Raw genomic sequence first — 18,524 nt, forward strand, 5'->3', positions numbered from 1 at the left:
TAATCTTAATTATTAAAAGGTATTTATTTAATGATTTTTCATGTTAAAGTGTTTATAAAGAATGAAGTATAATAAATAAAATTATATTAAACTATAAATTCTATAGGATTTATAGAATTTAATATTATATTTGCTGACCACCTGCAAATAACGATATGAATAAATTTTACTTTCTTTCATTTTCTACCTACGCTATCCACTGTTCCAATCATAACAGATCAATGCGAATGTGTTGTTGTTGCGCATAAACTTATCATCACTATGGCTTTCTAAATGGCCGGGCGCTCAACAATAATGCTTTGACTTAACTAGTCAGATACCCAATACATCCTTATTATGAACTTTGCCTTATTTTACAGGATCTCCCTTGTAATCATTGCTTTGTCTGGGCTTTTAGTACCAGATCCCACTTTGACTGCAAAAGGTCCCCATCCTAAAACCCCCATTTATCCGCGAGTTGCAGTTTGTTGTGCAGCTAAATTGCCTAATCGTTTTGGCACTTCCAATGCTTTGCCAAAATTGGTAAATGATCTAAGCAAAGCCCCATCAGTTAAGCATCATGCAGGAATGGTATGGATAAGCCCAGGAACTTATCGCATGGGCGGTGACAATGCACAGGCATCGGCCGATGAATTTCCAAAACATAAAGTAAGTGTTAAAGGCTTTTATATTGATGTTACAGAAGTAACAAATGCACAATTTAAGCAATTTGTAAAGGCAACTGGTTATGTTACCACAGCAGAGCAAAAGCCAGATTGGAATATACTTAAAAAACAATTGCCTCCGGGAACGCCTAAACCTGCTGCAGATGTATTGGTAGCAGCTTCGTTGGTTTTTGTGCCTGCAAAAGGCCCTGTAGATATTAATAATTATGCACAATGGTGGGCCTGGAGTAAGGGCGCTGACTGGAAACATCCTCACGGACCAAAAAGTAATATTTTAGGTAAAGATAATTTTCCGGTAGTACACGTTTCTTATTTCGATGCCCTTGCTTATTGCAAATGGGCCGGAAAAAGATTGCCAACTGAAGCCGAATGGGAGTGGGCAGCCAGAGGTGGATTGAAAGATAATGTTTACCCATGGGGAAACGAATCTGTAAATATTGGTAAAGCAAAAGCGAATATTTGGGAAGGCGATTTCCCTTATAAAAATGTACAAAAAGATAAATTTTATTACGCAGCACCTGTTAAATCTTTTGCTCCGAATGCTTATGGCCTTTATGATATGGCCGGAAATGTTTGGGAATGGTGCTCAGATTTTTATGATAACCGCTATTATGCAAGTGTAAATAAACCAGAAGGAATCAGCAACCCCCAGGGGCCAGCTAAATCTCACGATCCAGACGAGCCTTATGCCATTAAACATACCGTTAGGGGAGGATCTTTTCTCTGTAACGATAGCTATTGTTCTGGTTATCGGGTAGCAAGAAGAATGAAAACATCAGAAGATAGCGGTATGGAACACCTTGGTTTTAGGTGTGTAAGCGATAAATAACAAAGCAATTAAACAAGAGGAGGGCAGCAAATAAAAACTTTACAAACTATATAAGAATCGGGGAAACACAAATGTATCTCCCCTAGATTAAATCATCGAAACAGGTCTTCAATTGGCGTTGGCACCTGAATCAATTTACCACTTAACCTTTAACAAAAGTATGCAAAAATTTGAAGAAGTCAGGTGGCCCTATGGGTCGGCTTCGCAAGTCTCATTACCAGTTTTCGGACAGGAAAAGTCCGTTCGACACAGATCGTCAGTCCGTTTCTTACGCTTGTTGCGTCATTTAGGAATGTTAATTATCGCCCAATTTATTTTTTCAATTGCGGTTAAAGCGCAAACAGTACCACTCATTAACTCAACCCTTACTGGTTTGGTTACCGATTCCAAAACCAAAGAGCCCATCCCAGGTGTGGTAGTCCGCATTAATGGAACCACTCACTCTGCAGCAACTGATAATGAGGGTAAATTTAGGTTCGTAACCGGGCAAAAGTTTCCTTATACCTTAACAGTGAGTTATATCGGTTATAAAACCATCGAAATTATTGCAAATGGAAGCCCGATTGAAATTAAACTAGAAGAAGCAGCTAACCAGCTCGATAATGTGGTGGTAGTGGGTTATGGTACGCAGAAGAGAAGCGACATTACAGGTTCCGTTTCTTCCATTTCTAAATCGGCATTGAAACAACCCTTAAGTTCAGTAGATCAATTGTTAAAGGGCGCTGCTGCCGGTGTGCAGGTTACCCAAACATCGGGTCAACCGGGTGGTGGCGTAAGCATCCGTGTAAGGGGAGGAAGTTCGGTACAAGGTGGAAATGAACCTTTATATGTGCTTGATGGATTCCCTTTGTACAACAGTTCGGCTTCGGCAGGTACACTCAGCGGTACACCACTTAACCCATTGGCCAGTATCAATCCTTCTGATATTGAAACGGTTGATATTTTAAAAGATGCTTCTGCAACTGCGATTTATGGTTCGAGAGGAGCCAACGGTGTAGTGATCATCACGACCAAAAAAGGGAAAGCAGACCGTAGTGCGATTACCTATGAAGGAAGTTATGGTACACAATCGTTAAGAAAGAAGTTAGACCTCTTAAATGCACATGATTTTGCATTGCTCCGAAATGATGCATTATACGATACCGATCCAAGCAAAGGCCATTTCCAGTATTTGAGCCAGGCAAAGATTGATCAGTTGGGTGCGGGCACAGATTGGCAGAGTGAAGCATTCGAACGTGCGCCAACACAGAACCATCAACTCACCATAAGTGGCGGGAATCCGAAAACAAGATACCTTATTTCAGGGAATTATTTTGATCAGGATGGTATTTTAAAGAATACCGATTATTCGAGGATCAGCATCAGGGCCAATGTAGATGCCCAACCTTTCGAAAAATTTAAGGTAAGCGCAAGTATTACTGGAAGTAAGGCTGATGCCAATGTATCTCCTTCGGGCATTATTAACGGCCTGTTAATTATGCCTGCTACTGCTTCTATTTACGATGCTTCTGGTGCTTACACACTTCGTAATCCATTTGAAAATATATTTGCCAATCCAATTGCTTCATTAAAAGAGCAGATCAACAAATCAACCACCAATAAGTTTTTGGGAACAGCATTTGGTGAATACACGATTATTGAAGGGCTAAATCTTAAAGTACTGCTTGGTGCCGATGTAAACAGCGTAAACGAAAAGAACTATATCCCATCAACAATTTATGAAGGAAGTACTATTGGGGGCGCTGCCGGAAAAGGCACTTATAATTCTTATTCCTGGTTAAATGAGAATACCCTTTCGTACAATAAAGCTTTTGGTAAGCATGCTTTAGATGCTGTAATCGGTTTTACACAACAGGAATTTTCGAGCGAAACAACAAGGGCAAATGCCCAAAAGTTTGTAACCGACGATTTAACCTTTAACAGCCTGCAGAGTGGGGCAACTTTGGTAGCACCTTACTCTGATGCCTCAAGATGGGTATTACATTCTTACCTGGCCAGGGTAAATTACAGTTTCGATAACCGTTATTTCTTAACCTCCAGCATTCGTACCGATGGATCATCACGCTTTGGGAAAGGAAACAAATGGGGATATTTCCCTTCGGCGGCTGCTTCATGGAAAATCAGTAACGAGAAATTTTTTGAGTCGTTGCAAAAAACAATCAGCGAGCTTAAAGTACGTGCCAGTTTCGGTACAACAGGAAACCTCGAGATTGGCCAATACCAGTCTTTGGCAACTTTATACAGTCTCAATTATGTATTTGGTGGTGCTACTGCAACTGGTTTTGCACCTAACCGCATTGCAAATGATAAACTGGGCTGGGAAACTACCCATCAATACGATGCCGGCTTAGATATCGGCTTTTTCAACAACAGAATCCAATTAACGTTAGATGGCTACTACAAGAAAACCAAAGACCTATTGTTAAATGTAGAAATCCCCTGGACAACAGGTTATGGTACATCGCTCCAGAATTATGGATCAGTATTAAACAAAGGATTTGAAATTGGCCTGAATACCCGTAACCTTATCGGAACATTTATCTGGAATACCAATTTAAACTTTTCTGTTAACCGGAATAAAGTGTTAAGTATTGGCAATGGTGCACAATCGTACATCAGCGGAAATTACATTGTAAAAGTTGGCGAACCATTGGGTAGCTTTTATGGCAATGTAACCGATGGAATCCTACAAACAGGGCAGGAAGCCGCTAAAGGTAAATATACGGGTAATGCCGTGCCAAAACCTGGCGATAGATTGTACAAAGATATTAATGGCGATGGCCAGTTTACCACTGCTGCAGATAAAGCCATTATTGGCAATGCACAACCCGATTTCATTTTTGGCGTAACCAATAATTTCGAGTACAAAGGTTTCGATCTGTTAATATTTGTACAAGGATCATATGGTAACAGTATTTTGAACTCGAATATGCAAACCCTGGAGCTGTTTACCGGGCAACAAAATGCCTCGGCTACCGCTTTAAACCGATGGACACCAAGCAATCCAAGCCAAACCATTCCAAGAGCAAAATTGGATCCTGCACCTGTATTTTCTGATCGCTTTATCGAAAGTGGTTCTTTCTTAAGGTTAAAAGATATATCACTGGGTTATACCTTGCCAAAAAAGATCTCTGCTAAGGCAAAGTTATCAAATGTATATTTCTATATAGCCGGGCAGAACCTCCTTACCTGGACAAATTATTCAGGCTTCGATCCCGAAATTACCTCTGGAAGTAATGTATCGCCAGGAACCGATGCCGGGATTTATCCTATCTCCAGATCGGTTAGGGCTGGTTTAAGGTTAACATTTTAATCAATCGATATTTCAATGAAAAAGATAAACTTATTATACCTTTCTATTTTAGCTGTAGCACTTTCGGCCTGCTCTAAGTTAGAAGAAGAGCCAGAATCGGTACTGGTTACGGAACAGTTCTACCAAAATGAAAGCCAGGCGGTTTCTGCCGTTACGGCCAATTATCGCAAACTTTATGAAAGTGGTCAGTCGCTCTATAATAGCCTAATACAGATTGGGGTAGAAATGGCTACCGACGATTATGAGGCTGGTCCAAGAGCCAGAAATGCGCATGTTAGGGCCATATCAGGTTTAACACACGATTCATCAAATGACAGGATGGAGCAGTTATGGAAACAAAGTTACGATGCCATTAATGCTTCGAACATTGCCATCGATAAAATTGCTTTAATTGACGAGGCCAAAATTAGTTCGACCATTAGAAAACGTTTAATTAACGAATCGAAGTTTTTAAGGGCACTACACTATTTTAATCTGGTACGCTGGTTTGGCGATGTACCCATTGTATTGCATGAAAATACTTCCTTAGCCCCCGAAGATCTATATGTCTCAAATGCACCTGAAGCTGCGGTTTATGCGCAGATTATTCAGGATTTAAAAGATGCAGAATCGTTACCTGCACCAGCAGAATATAGCAGCAAAGATTTAGGGAGGGCAACTTCGGGTGCAGCCAAAAGTTTGTTGGCAAAAGTATATCTTACCCATAAAGAGTGGGCAAATGCAGCGCAAAAAAGTAAAGAGGTAATCGATAGTAAATACTATTCACTGTTTGCAAATTTTGCAGATGTGTTTAATGTAGCCACTAAAAACGGTAAAGAACATATCTTTTCTGCACAGTTTGTGGGCAATGCCGGCTACCAGGGTAACAGTTTGGCCAGTCGTTCGGCACCTGCAGACGTACCCGGTATTAATGGCGATTATGCTGATGCTCTGCATACTGCGGGCGGTTTATATAACAGCTTTGCTGATAACGATACCCGAAAGGCAATTACCTTTGTTACCCAGATGGTGAGCCCTACAAATGGCCAGTTATATACCTTTTCGCCACAGTTTAATAAGTATTACGATCCGGCTGTGGTGGGTAATCAATCTCAGTCTTCAAAAAATCTGCCAATTATCCGCTATGCAGAGGTGCTTTTAATTTATGCTGAAGCCTTAAATGAAGTAAACAATGGGCCAAATGCAGCCGCATATACTGCCATAGATGAAGTGCGCCAGCGTGCAGGTATTGCCAAACTAGCGGATATTGCTCCGACATTAACTGTAGATCAGTTTAGGGATGCTGTTTTTCAGGAGCGGAGAAAGGAACTGGTTTTCGAATATCAGCGCTGGTTCGACCTGGCCAGGCGTGGAGCCGATTATTATGTGGCGACACTTAAAGCAGCCGGAAAAACCCTGGCAGCGAAGCGTCATATTCATTTTCCCATACCACAACGCGAACTTAACCTCAACCCTAAATTAAAACAGAACCCAGATTGGGTAAATTATTAACCGTTTTATACTAAAATTTAATCACATGGATTTTAAACAAAGATATTCCCGTTTGCCCATCCTGAAAATATGCCTGTTGGCTGCTGGTTTACTGACTGTACAGGTTACTTTGGCGCAGAAAAAGCAAAAACCAAATATCGTGCTGGTACTGGTTGATGATCTTGGCTTTTCAGATATTGGCCCTTTTGGTGCAACAGAGATAGAAACACCTAATTTAGATAAACTGGCAGCTGGTGGCCTAAAGCTGAAAGAATTTTACAACAATTCGATCTGTGCACCTACCAGGGCATCGTTGCTTACCGGGCAATATCAGCACAAGGCGGGTGTTGGCTTTTTTAATAATAACCTTGGGCTGGCTGCTTACCAGGGTTTTTTAAACCGCGAATCGCTTACCTTGGCCGAGGTGCTTAAATCTGGTGGTTACACCACGCTCATGGCCGGTAAATGGCATGTGGGTGACGATCGGAACCAATGGCCAAACCAACGCGGTTTCGATCATTTTTTTGGTTTTATTGGTGGCGCCAGCAACTATTACGAAATCGGGGAAAAAGGCAACGAAACAGTACCCTTGATTAAAGATAACGAACCTTATTTTCTGGAGCCAGGGAAATATTTAACTGAAGAGATTACCAATAATGCATTGGGATTTTTGGATGATCAACAAAAAGCTAAAAAACCTTTCTTTTTATACCTGGCCTACAATGCTCCACATTGGCCACTTCAGGCACTCCCGGCCGATATTGCTAAATACAAAGGTAAATATAAACTAGGCTGGGATTCTTTGCGCGTACAACGTTACCGCAATGCCATTAAAAAAGGACTTACTAGTGCCGATCAGAAAATTGCCGCTCACGATGACCAGGTAAAACCCTGGAACAAGTTAACGTATGATGAGCAGGAGTACTGGCAAACCCGTCAGGAAGTTTATGCAGCCATGATTGATCATGTAGATCAAGGTGTTGGCCGTTTGCTTGCTAAATTAAAAGAGTTGAAACAAGATGAAAATACCCTCATCATTTTTATTTCAGATAATGGTGCTCAGGGTGGCAATGGTACAAGACCCTATACCCAACGTACCACCGGGCCAGTTGGCACTGCCGGATCTTACGAAACACAGAACAGTAATTGGTCGCAAACTGGCAATTCGCCACTGCGCAATTATAAAGGGGCACCATACGAAGGTGGCATCAGTGCACCTTTTATTGCCTGGTTTCCGAATAAAATTAAAGCCGGAACAATTGCCAAAGGCACTGGTCATTTAATCGATCTTGCACCAACTTTTTACGAGCTGGCTGGCATTAACTATCCAAAACAGTTAAACGGAATAAGTAGCTACGCCCTCCCTGGTAAAAGTTTATTGCCGCTACTTAGTGGGTTAACAGATACCGTACAGCGTTCGGTGCCTTTATTTTGGGAGCGTGGTGGTAACAAAGCTGTACGTTGGGGTAAATGGAAACTCGTTTCTCCTGCAGGTTTAACTGAAAAATTTGAGCTTTTCGATATCGAAAAAGATAGGGCCGAAAATGCCAATGTAGCTGCTCAACATCCCGAAATAGTGGCACAGTTAAAAGCCGCATATGTAAAGTGGGCAGCAGAAAATGGGGTAGTAGATTACGAATTGCTTAAAACTGCGCCCGCCCGGCCTGCACAGGGAAACAACAGAGGTAATCAGAATTTTTAGATTAAATAAAGAAAAAGATGAACAAAGTAATATTAACATGTTTAGGTGCATTACTGACCATTCAGGGTTTTGCGCAAAATGCCAAGCCTGCAAAGCCCAATATTATTCTTATCCTGGCCGACGATCTGGGCTATTCAGATCTTGGTGCCTATGGCTCAGAAATTAAAACACCCAATTTAGACCGTCTCGCCAACGAGGGCCTTCGGTTAAAAGAATTTTATAACAACTCTATTTGTGCGCCAACGCGGGCTTCCTTATTAACTGGGCAGTACCAGCATAAGGCTGGGGTGGGATATTTCGCGAACGATCTGGGGCTTCCGGCCTATCAGGGTTATCTCAATAAAGAATCGCTTACCCTGGCCGAAGTATTAAAAACACAAGGTTATAGTACTTTAATGTCTGGTAAATGGCATGTGGCAGGTAAAGAGGTAAGTTTCCCCTGGCAGCGTGGTTTCGATCATGTTATGATGTCGGAAAATGGAAGTTATTTCGATCAGGGCGATTACGAAGGAGGTAAAAAACGTGCCTATACCATCGATGGGAAACCTTATCCTTTAGAAGCTGGCAAATTTTATCAAACCGATGTAATTACCGAAAATGCGGTAAAGTTTTTGGATCAAAATCCTGAAGACAAGCCTTTCTTTCTGTATTTAGCCTATACCGCGCCGCATTGGCCGCTGCATGCATTGCCAGAAGATATTGCCAAATACAAAGGTCGTTACGATAAAGGTTGGGATGTGCTCCGTGCCGAAAGAATTAAAAAACAAAAGGAACTGGGCATTATTGATGAGAAATCGAGCATTTCTGAAAAGGATGCCGATATCTATAACTGGAACAAACTATCTTTCGATCAGTGTAGCCAGTGGGCCAAAAGGATGGAGATTTTTGCCGCCATGGTCGATCGTTTAGATCAGGGCATTGGCCAGGTTTTAAATAAGTTAAAAGCAACCGGAGCCGATAAAAATACCATCATTTTGTTTATTTCTGATAATGGTGCCCCTGCAGAAGATCTGGTGAAGTGGTATAAAGGTGCCGTACGCAATTCGGGCGCTGTTGGTACCATTGGTTCGTATGAGTCGCAAAGCAAAAACTGGTCTTATGCATCAAATTCGCCATTAAAAGCCTTTAAAGATTATATGTATGAGGGTGGCATAAGCTCGCCATTTATTGCCTGGTATCCGGCTAAAATTAAACCGGGCAGCGTTAAAAAAGGCACGGGCCATATTATCGATATTGCTCCAACATTTTACGATCTGGCCGGTGCTACTTACCCTAAAAACTATCAGGGCATTATACCGAATACACTGGCTGGCAAAAGTTTATTACCGGTGCTGTTTGGTAACGATAACGAACTGAAACGTGATGAACCACTATTTTGGGAACGTGCAGGCAACCGCGCCGTGCGTGCTGGCAAATGGAAACTGGTATCTACCTGGCCAGGCTACAATTGGGAACTGTACAATTTAGAAACCGACCGCGGCGAAACCACCAATGTAGCTAGGCAAAACCACGATGTGGTAAGCAGGCTATCGGTAGCTTATTTCGACTGGGCCAAAAGAACAGGTGTGGTAGATTTTGCCACGCTTGAGGCCAAAGAACCACAATCAATGAAAGAGTTTAGAAAAAGTAAGGTACAGGAAGTTGTATCAGAAGGTTTTGGTTTTTAATGTTTTATCATAACATCAACTCCCCTCCTAATTTAGGAGGGGCTGGAGGTGGTCTGTAATGAGTTTATACATTTTCATTCGAAAACGAGCATTCATACCGCTGTGGGTACTGCAGCCCCGTTATTCACTCCAATCTTTTTATTGCAAATTTTACGCAACCAGCAGCAAGAATAGGACAGATGGCTCTTATGCAATAAAAAGGATTTCCGTTGCTACCGGGTTTAGGAACTAAGGGTTGTGGTTCTTGGTCATATAACCCGCCCTGTTAATAAAATTATCATTTATCATAGTAAATTATTTCTCAACTCGAAGTTGCTTGAGCATGATTGAACTTAAAAGCAACTATTTTTAGCTGCAATGGGCCAGGTTTTGCTTATAAATTTCTGTTTTTTTACATATGTGCTCTAAGGGTGTATTCTACTATTTATCGGCACTGCACAATTAGGTTTAATTAAAAGCTTAAAAGAATAAACTCATTAACATGCATATGGATTTATTCTCGTTAATAGTTTCTCTATTCAAGGTTTGTGCCTGTAGGCGGTGCCTCTTCCCGTAGTTTTGCAATAATCCCGTTCATTTATAGCTGCGTTTCACTAGGCGTTAATGTGAAATAAAATTTAAGCAGTTTATTAAAATTAGTCAATCGTTTGCGCTGATATTTATGTTGTAATGCTCATTTGCTTGTTCTACTTTTAAAAATACAAATCAACAAAACCAAAAAAGAACCAGCACAAATGCATACCCGTTTGCTTAAAAAAATACTTTTTTTAGGGCTATTAATTGCTTTATCTATTAATAGCTGGGCTCAAAAAGAAAATACCTTTGCAATAGGTACCGAATCTTTCGAGCTTAATGGCAAGCCATATATAATACGCTGTGGTGAAATGCACTTTGCCCGTATACCAAAAGCCGAGTGGAAACAACGTTTGCAAATGGCCAAAGCAATGGGGTTAAATACGGTATGTGCCTATTTATTTTGGAATATACACGAAAAACAACCCGATCAGTTTACCTGGACAGCGCAGAGCGATGCTGCCGAATTTTGTAAACTGGCAAAAGAGGTTGGTTTGTATGTAATATTAAGGCCAGGACCATATTCTTGTGCCGAATGGGAGTTTGGCGGTTTCCCCTGGTGGCTGCTTAAAGATAAAAGCATCCGTTTGCGCACGCAACATCCATATTTTTTAGAAAGAGCCAAAAAGTACCTTTTAGCCGTAGGCAAACAGCTTGCCCCATTGCAGATTAGCAAAGGTGGCAACATTATTATGGTGCAGGTAGAAAACGAGTACGGCAGTTATGGTAACGATAAAGATTATATGAACATCATTAAAGCCAATCTGCAAGAAGCTGGCTTTACTGTTCCTTTATTTCATTGCGATGGACCCTCGCAGTTAAAAAACGACCATCCTGAAGGTTTGTTCGCGGTGGTAAACTTTGGCAGCGGACCAGAAGCTAATTTTAAAGCCTTAAGGGCCATACAGCCTACAGGACCATTAATGTGCGGCGAATATTACCCGGGCTGGTTCGATAGCTGGGGCAGGCCACACCATAAAGGCGATACCCAACGCATTGTAGGCGAGTTAAAATACATGCTTGACAATAAAGCATCGTTTAGTATTTACATGGCGCATGGTGGAACAAGTTTTGGTACTTATAGCGGTGCCAATGCTCCACCTTATCTGCCACAAACCAGCAGCTACGATTACGATGCACCTATTGATGAGGCTGGTAATGCAACAGAGAAATTTTATGCCATCCGTAAGTTATTTGCCAATTACCTGCAAGATGGAGAGGTTCTACCAGATGTGCCTGCTGCAAACAAGATCCAGAAATTACAAGCGGTTACGTTCTCATCAATAGCAGTACTATCTAAAAACCTACCTAAGCCTGTTTTAGCTGATACCGCAATGCTAATGGAAGATTTAGATCAGGATTTTGGCTGTGTAGTGTACGAAACCAATTTAACAGCAGGCCAAAAATCGAGTTTGGTGTTTAAAGACGTTCACGATTATGCATTGGTATATATTGATGGTAAAAAGATTGGCGAACTGGATAGAAGAAAAAACAAATTCAGTATTGAAATTCCCGCCAGAACGCGCAAAAGTGTGCTGCGGGTTTTGGTAGAAGCCACAGGCAGGGTAAACTACGGCTACCAGATGCATGATCGGAAAGGAATTCATGGGGAGGTATATTTATCTGAAAATGGAAAACAGACCGCTTTAAGGAGCTGGAAAAACTATCCGGTAAGGCTTGGAGAAGTAAATATTCCGCTTCGTTATGAAGCACTTAGCAATCAACCTGCTACAGCTGCTTTTTATAAGGGAAGTTTTAGTGCCGATAAATTAGAAGATACTTACCTCGATATGGGTAAATGGAATAAAGGTTTAGTTTGGTTAAATGGAATGTGTTTGGGTAGATATTGGAATATCGGCCCAACGCAAACCATGCTTATACCAGGCAGTTGGCTTAAAAAAGGCAAAAATGAAGTGGTGGTATTCGACCTCTTCGGAACTGAAAAGCCGGAATTAAGCTTTTTAGATAAACCAATTTTAGATGTGGTGAACGAAAAACAGCTCGAACTGCACAAAAAAGATAACCAAAAATGGGTTGCAGATGCAGAACAAGCTTATGTTGAAGGTAGTTTTGCAAATGATAACAAATGGCAACAGGTTGTTTTTAAGCCTGTAAGCGCCCGTTATTTTTGTTTGGAAGCGCTATCTGAACAGAAAGGACAGCCTTATACCACGGTTGCAGAAATTGTGCTGCTTGATGATAAGGGGAATGAAATTCCGCGTAGTGATTGGAAAATAGTTTATGCAGATAGTGAAGAACTGGGCGGTGATGATGGAAATGCCGCTAATGTTTTCGATTTGCAGTTTACTAGTATCTGGCATACACAATGGGAGTCTAAATCGCCAAAACCACCACACCAGATTGTAATAGACCTTGGTAAAAACTACACCATCAAGGGATTAAAGCTATTACCCCGACAGGATAATGCCAATGGAAGAATTAAAGATTACAAATTATATTTTAGCCAAACGCTCTTTAAAAATCTTTAGCCTATTAAGGTGCTGCAGATGAGTGGGTTTTAGTGTGTTAAAGTGCAAAAGAATACCTAGTAAAACGTTTGTTCAGTATTAACCGGATCAATTAAAAAACTAAACAATAAATATTAAAAAACACAAATGGAACGTAGAGAATTTATCAAAAATGGTGCATTCACGGCTGCTGGTTTAACCGTCCTGCCAACCGGAAGTTTATTTGCGTCATCAGACAGCGGAAAAGTAAGATTAGGTTATATCGGTGTTGGTGCACGCGGTATGAGCCATATCTCTGAAGGTGCTTTAAGAGATGATGTAGAAATTGTGGCTATTTGCGATACCCAGGAAAGCTCACTTAAAATCTGTCGCAATTTTATAGCCAAAAAAGGTAGACCTGCAGCAACAGAATATACCGGGGGCTTAGATGCTTACAAAAAACTTTTAGACCGTAAAGATATTGATGCTGTAATTATAGCAACACCATGGCAGTTTCACCGCGATCAGGCAGTGGATGCCATGAAGGCTGGTAAATATGTAGGCTGCGAGGTAATTGCAGGTTTAAGTGTTCAAGATCATTGGGATATTGTAAACACTTCTGAAAAAACAGGAATGCCTTACATGACATTAGAAAACGTTTGTTACCGTAGAGACGTAATGGCGGCTTTAAATATGGTTAGGCAGGGTCTTTTCGGCGAATTGGTACACCTTGAAGGTGGTTACCAGCACAACTTAAGAAATGTGCTTTTTAACAACGGCAAAGATTATTATGGGGGTGGGGTAGAGTTTGGACCAAAAGCACTAAGCGAGGCACAATGGCGTACGCAGTTTAATATCGATCAGGATGGCGATTTATACCCAACCCACGGCGTAGGTCCGTTGATGCAATATGCAAACATTAACAGGGGAAACAGCTTTACCAGTTTGGTTTCGTTCAGCTCTAAGGCCAAAGGTTTGGCAGCTTATGTAGAAGAAATGTCGCCAGGCCACCCTAATGCCAAAATCAATTATAAAAATGGTGATGTTACCACTACATTGATTAACTGTGCAAACGGCGAAACCGTATTGTTAAGTCACGATACCCACCTGCCTCGTCCATATTCTATCGGTTTTAGGGTTCAGGGCACAAAAGGACTTTGGATGGATGTAAACAAATCGGTTTATATCGACCACAAATCGAAAAAAGACGATGTATGGGATCCGGCTCAGGAATGGTTTGCTAAATATGATCACCCCCTTTGGAAAAAATACGAAGCAGATGCTGTAGGCGCAGGTCACGGTGGTATGGATTGGTTTGTATTTAATGGCTTTATCCAGGCGGTAAAACAGAAAAAACAAACACCAATTGACGTATATGATTCAGTTACTATGAGTGTAATTACACCACTTTCTACCAAATCGTTAAAAGAAGGAAATATGCCACAAAAATTCCCTGATTTTACCAAAGGAAAATGGAAAGATCGTAAAAATACTTTCGCTTTAGACGATAGCGGTTTTTAGTCTCGATTGCGGGTATTGCTTATGGCTTGCCCGCATATTTTAATACGCAACTTTATTCAGGTTGATCAAATGGTTTGCCTGGAACAATTTTTATTCAAATATATATTAACATCTTATGTTTAAAGCAGTTTTAGGTGCTTATGGACTTAACGCAGAAAAAATTAAAATTGAACCTTTTGGCTCGGGTTTAATTAACCATACCTGGAAAGTTTACGGTGAAGGATTAGCCTATATCTTGCAAGAGGTAAACACAGAGGTTTTTCGCCAGCCTCAAAATATTGCTCAAAATATTGAGACAATAAAAAAATATCTCGATCAAACTGCCCCTAAATATCTATTTGTTGCCCCAATTGCGGCATCAAACGGAGATGATTTTGTGGTTATTGACAATCATTTTTACAGGGTTTTCCCATTTGTGGAAAATTCTTGCTCTATTGATTTTGTACATCAGCCTGAGCAGGCTTATCATGCTGCCAAGCAGTTTGGTAAATTTACCAGGATGCTTTGTGCCTTCAATGTGCAAAAATTAAAGCCCACTATCGAAGATTTCCATAACCTGCCTTTGCGCGTAGAGCAGTTTAAAAAAGCATTGGAACAAGCTAGCGACGAAAGAATTTTTGAGGCAAAGTTTGCTGTTGAAGAGATTATCAGGCATTACGATATAGAAGAACAATATGTGCATATGGTAGATAGTGGTGCGCTTAACTTACGTGTTGTACACCACGATACTAAAATTAGCAATGTATTACTACAGGCCGAAACCGGCGTGGGTTTATGCGTAATCGATTTAGATACGGTGATGCCCGGATACTTTATCAGCGATGTAGGTGATATGATGCGTACCTATCTCTCAGAGGCTAATGAAGAAGAAAAGGACTTTAGTAAAATAGCCATAAGAGAAGACGTTTTTGCCGCAATACATAAAGGTTATATGGAAGAAATGGATCAGGTTCTGACCTTTACCGAAAAGCAGTTCTTTATTTATTCGGGTAAATTTATGATCTACATGCAGGCGGTAAGGTTTATAGCCGATTTCTTAAACGGCGATATCTACTATAAAACTAATTATCCTGATCACAACTTGGTGAGGGGCTTAAATCAGATCGATTTACTGAATAAGTACATAGCCAAAGAATCGGAATTTGAAGGAATTATTAAGCAGATTAATGAAAATAGAGTGAGCGACTCTAAAACAATATTAAACTAATAAGGTAAAGGCAAGGTGTTCAGTTTTTATGCTTCATCGTTTAGGCTGGACATTCCTCTTACCTTTTTTATAGTTGCTTCGTATTCCGTTATCTCTTAACGGATTAGGTTTAGGTTGAATAACGCGCAAACGTTTGATAAAGGCAAATATCAGCATTATTTGCTTTTATACTATTTGGTGTAAGATTTACCCGTTTAAATTATTTGTTTCTCGCTAAGGTCGAAGCAATCGCTTGGCCTTTCAGGGCAGGCAGCCTCCAAGCTATTAATTTTAAATACCCAATACTTCATTAGCGGATAGTTAAAACCATAGGAAATTACACTATCAATTAAAAGTCTACCGAGTTTATAATCTACGTGTAAGCTTTGCTGCAATAAATAGGTACCTGCTGATTTCAACGAAATACTTCCCAAAACCACGGTAAAAAAACGGACAAGCTGCCCACCGGTAGAGCTGTGGTAGCCGTCGTTACTTTTAAAAGCCCAGAAACGGTTAATACAGAAGTTAACCAATCCGCCAAGGGAACCTGAAATTAAAATAGAAATGGTAAAGTGGATGTGCAGCCATTCGGTTAGTAGTATCATTAATCCATAATCGGTAATTCCGCCCGAAAAAGCCGATACCTGAGCTTTCAGAAAAAGCTTAACAGATGCCCAACTGATCATTCTTTTTCCTCCTGGTCTTTAGTGTCGCCTGCTTTTAAAAGTTTTAGTGTATCGATAATATTGATTAGCAATAACAATATGGTTACGGCAATGGCAAAATAGGTGATACTGCCTACAAACAGCGTTTCAGTAATAAGAATAAGTGAAATAATTACGCGTAACTCCGTTGGTCCTAAACGGCCTGAATCGATTTGATAAAAACCTGTTATTTTATAGCGTAGTTGACTAATGATCATCGACCAGCCATAAAGCACCACGAATAAAAATGCAAAAACCTGTGTTGTTTGGCTTGCGTAAAAGTAGTAGCCTAAGCCGATAAGAATAATGCTGAGCCAATCCATCACAATATCCAATGCAAATCCATACCATTTTCGGGCTATCTTGCGGTAATAAGCCAATCTGCCATCAAGTGAATCGCCAAGCCAATTGATGATAAGGCCTAAAATACCTACCAATAAATAATTTCTCGAATGAAATCTGCCTAAAATAAAAGCCGAAAAAACGATTAACGATCCGAACATGCCAATACCTGTCATGATATTTGGCGTAATCCAGCCTGGAACTTTTTTAAGTAAAAATAAGATCAGCCTTTGTTCGCCCTTAAGTAGAATATTGGTTCGCTCGCGGTCTGAAAATACCCTTTTGTTATCTGCATTACCCTCTTTCTCTTTAATAATATCCTCCAATTTAATATCCCATTAATACAAAGCCGAATAACATAGCGGTTTCTGGTCGGTAAAATTTTAAACTGATTTTCTTCGGAACACCCTTAGCTAAAATACCTAGCCGTTTTAGTTTCCCTGATCTGACCAGGTAACTGAATAATAGAACAAATAACATAAATTATTTTACAATGCCCGCAAAACGTTGATAAAATACGGTCGGACTATTTTCATTTTTTGGCGCATATTTACCGGCAATAATTGGAATATAGATTACACGTCTTCTGCTTTCTTCACCTCGAATGGCCGATTCTGCAACTCTGTGCCACAATCGTCCATCATGGATGGTTAAATCTCCCGCTTCTGGCAATATCGATACTTCCTCAGCATCAGGTTTATTATCCAGGAAGTATTTTTTGCGAAAGAGCATTTGGTATATACTTTGTTTATGGGTACCAGGGATAATTTTTAATCCGCCATTTTCAGGTTTTAAGGTACTGAGGTGAATCCCCACATTCAACATTGGGTTTAGTTTGGTACCGTAGAAAATATCCCTTAAACCATCCGTATGCCAGCCCATTTTGCTAAACTTACTTTCTGGACCGTTAATATAGTGGTTAAACACCATGCCATCTTTTTCTTCAGTGCCTAAACGTGCACCTTCACCTGCCAGTTGAAGCAAGGCGTTAAACCTTGGGTCTAATAACAGACCACTTAAGGTTTGGTGCTGTTGGTTTATAAAGGCAAAGCGCTGCACAATTGCCGAGCCATCAAGATCTTTTCCGTATTTAATCGGAACCCCATTTATTTTTTTGATATCTTGTTCGATCCATTTTTGTTCAACCTGTTTAGAGGCATCAATAATGGAATTAACTGTTTCTGGTTTGATGAAATTCTTAAAATGGATAAACCCATGTGTGTTAAAAAAATCAAGCTGTTCTTGTGTTAATTGTTCAGATAAGGTAAAGGTTGGATACGATGTGGCCATGTGTAAAAATTTAAAAGATTTAGGAAAAAGAAAATTGGAACTAGAATTAGAATTATGCGCAGCAACAGCACATTCGCATTCGCGAGTGGTTTGGTACTGAAGGAAAATAAAACACGTTTGTTTTATTCGACATAATCTATAGAATTAGTAGTATTTAATACAAACGTAACATATTTTTAATATTCTAAAGAATTTTATTAGAAATATTTTAAAATATTTTTTTGGGAAGAGGAGTTCTAATCGTAGAAATCTAATAATAAGTGCAAATAGGGCAGGTTTCGGTCAATTGGTTAGCTTGTTATCACCTTGCTCCTCATACTTATCCGTGGTGTTGGATGTTCCCATCCGACACTCAGCTTTATTTTAAATGAAATAGGTTTTTTTTATTATTGGAGCGCAATTGCAGTAATCATAGGTTACTTTGTTCCCGTGTTTCGCTTTACGCTTCGCTTCGTCGTACCTCCTTGCTGCAGGGTAACGCTGCACCCGGGGCTAGATGGCCTAAACAGTATTTCATTTTTAGGGTTGTATAGTGTACCCACCTTTGTTTCTAAACCCGAATGTAATGAAAAGCCCGTAAACGAAGAATGAGTGCGGACTTGAAATGAAAAGCGGGACTGCACACCGCCAAGAACAACTGAATGTTCATTTCCTAATACCTGCCGCATTTGCTGTTATCGCCTGGCAGCTCATACTTAAACTTATTTCATTTTTGAAGTTGCGAGGTGCAGAATCCGCTGTTCTTAAACCCGATTGCAATGTAAAGCCCGGATCCCGATTTTTTCAATCGGGAGAGGACTTGAAATGAAAAGCAG

At 40.3% G+C, this 18,524-nt stretch carries 11 protein-coding genes; 8 read left to right on the forward strand and 3 right to left on the reverse strand.

What is annotated here, in order from left to right:
- Positions 1 to 336 precede the first annotated feature (336 nt).
- The 8 genes from FHT21_RS06295 to FHT21_RS06330 all read left to right on the forward strand — a co-directional run bounded on the left by FHT21_RS06295 (position 337) and on the right by FHT21_RS06330 (position 15,394).
- A complete protein-coding gene (locus FHT21_RS06295; RefSeq protein WP_167293879.1) occupies positions 337 to 1,494 on the forward strand; it encodes a formylglycine-generating enzyme family protein in 1,158 nt (385 codons plus the stop codon).
- Between the two features lie 160 nt (positions 1,495 to 1,654).
- A complete protein-coding gene (locus FHT21_RS06300) occupies positions 1,655 to 4,807 on the forward strand; it encodes a TonB-dependent receptor (RefSeq protein ID WP_208398878.1) in 3,153 nt (1,050 codons plus the stop codon).
- 15 nt (positions 4,808 to 4,822) lie between these two features.
- Positions 4,823 to 6,298: a RagB/SusD family nutrient uptake outer membrane protein gene (locus tag FHT21_RS06305; protein WP_167293880.1), complete on the forward strand. Its 1,476-nt coding sequence runs from the start codon at positions 4,823 to 4,825 to the stop codon at positions 6,296 to 6,298.
- A gap of 25 nt (positions 6,299 to 6,323) precedes the next feature.
- Complete coding sequence (locus tag FHT21_RS06310) at positions 6,324 to 7,979, forward strand: arylsulfatase (RefSeq protein ID WP_167293881.1); 1,656 nt, start codon at positions 6,324 to 6,326, stop codon at positions 7,977 to 7,979.
- Positions 7,980 to 7,996: 17 nt separating this feature from the next.
- Positions 7,997 to 9,646 (forward strand): arylsulfatase, encoded by a 1,650-nt coding sequence (locus tag FHT21_RS06315; protein ID WP_167293882.1) that lies wholly within the window; start codon positions 7,997 to 7,999, stop codon positions 9,644 to 9,646.
- Positions 9,647 to 10,380: 734 nt separating this feature from the next.
- The gene (locus tag FHT21_RS06320) at positions 10,381 to 12,708 is read left to right on the forward strand and encodes a beta-galactosidase (protein ID WP_167293883.1); all 2,328 of its coding nucleotides are present in this window, start codon (positions 10,381 to 10,383) and stop codon (positions 12,706 to 12,708) included.
- A 126-nt stretch (positions 12,709 to 12,834) separates the two neighbouring features.
- Complete coding sequence (locus tag FHT21_RS06325; RefSeq protein WP_167293884.1) at positions 12,835 to 14,187, forward strand: Gfo/Idh/MocA family oxidoreductase; 1,353 nt, start codon at positions 12,835 to 12,837, stop codon at positions 14,185 to 14,187.
- Between the two features lie 115 nt (positions 14,188 to 14,302).
- Complete coding sequence (locus FHT21_RS06330; RefSeq protein WP_167293885.1) at positions 14,303 to 15,394, forward strand: aminoglycoside phosphotransferase family protein; 1,092 nt, start codon at positions 14,303 to 14,305, stop codon at positions 15,392 to 15,394.
- Positions 15,395 to 15,588: 194 nt separating this feature from the next.
- On the opposite strand, the gene FHT21_RS06335 is transcribed toward FHT21_RS06330, so the two are convergent.
- From FHT21_RS06335 to FHT21_RS06345, 3 genes are all read right to left on the reverse strand, one after another.
- On the reverse strand, positions 15,589 to 16,059 hold the full coding sequence (locus FHT21_RS06335) for a GtrA family protein (RefSeq protein WP_167293886.1): 471 nt from the start codon (positions 16,057 to 16,059) through the stop codon (positions 15,589 to 15,591).
- Positions 16,056 to 16,745 carry a CDP-alcohol phosphatidyltransferase family protein gene (locus FHT21_RS06340; protein WP_208398879.1) on the reverse strand — a complete coding sequence of 230 codons (690 nt, stop codon included), beginning with the start codon at positions 16,743 to 16,745 and terminating at the stop codon, positions 16,056 to 16,058. Before FHT21_RS06340 ends, FHT21_RS06335 begins: the two co-directional genes overlap by 4 nt.
- Positions 16,746 to 16,902: 157 nt before the next feature.
- Positions 16,903 to 17,709 carry a phytanoyl-CoA dioxygenase family protein gene (locus FHT21_RS06345; protein ID WP_167293887.1) on the reverse strand — a complete coding sequence of 269 codons (807 nt, stop codon included), beginning with the start codon at positions 17,707 to 17,709 and terminating at the stop codon, positions 16,903 to 16,905.
- Between the last annotated feature and the right edge of the window lie 815 nt (positions 17,710 to 18,524).

The organism is Pedobacter sp. SG908, from assembly GCF_011759615.1.
Classification (GTDB): domain Bacteria; phylum Bacteroidota; class Bacteroidia; order Sphingobacteriales; family Sphingobacteriaceae; genus Pedobacter; species Pedobacter riviphilus.

Excerpts from the sequence above, each read along its gene's own strand:
- FHT21_RS06335 (WP_167293886.1), bottom strand. The coding sequence starts at position 16,059 with ATGATCAGTTGGGCATCTGTTAAGCTTTTTCTGAAAGCTCAGGTATCG.
- FHT21_RS06345 (WP_167293887.1), bottom strand. The coding sequence starts at position 17,709 with ATGGCCACATCGTATCCAACCTTTACCTTATCTGAACAATTAACACAA.
- FHT21_RS06320 (WP_167293883.1), top strand. The coding sequence starts at position 10,381 with ATGCATACCCGTTTGCTTAAAAAAATACTTTTTTTAGGGCTATTAATT.
- FHT21_RS06310 (WP_167293881.1), top strand. The coding sequence starts at position 6,324 with ATGGATTTTAAACAAAGATATTCCCGTTTGCCCATCCTGAAAATATGC.
- FHT21_RS06305 (WP_167293880.1), top strand. The coding sequence starts at position 4,823 with ATGAAAAAGATAAACTTATTATACCTTTCTATTTTAGCTGTAGCACTT.
- FHT21_RS06315 (WP_167293882.1), top strand. The coding sequence starts at position 7,997 with ATGAACAAAGTAATATTAACATGTTTAGGTGCATTACTGACCATTCAG.
- FHT21_RS06295 (WP_167293879.1), top strand. The coding sequence starts at position 337 with ATGAACTTTGCCTTATTTTACAGGATCTCCCTTGTAATCATTGCTTTG.
- FHT21_RS06300 (WP_208398878.1), top strand. The coding sequence starts at position 1,655 with ATGCAAAAATTTGAAGAAGTCAGGTGGCCCTATGGGTCGGCTTCGCAA.
- FHT21_RS06325 (WP_167293884.1), top strand. The coding sequence starts at position 12,835 with ATGGAACGTAGAGAATTTATCAAAAATGGTGCATTCACGGCTGCTGGT.
- FHT21_RS06330 (WP_167293885.1), top strand. The coding sequence starts at position 14,303 with ATGTTTAAAGCAGTTTTAGGTGCTTATGGACTTAACGCAGAAAAAATT.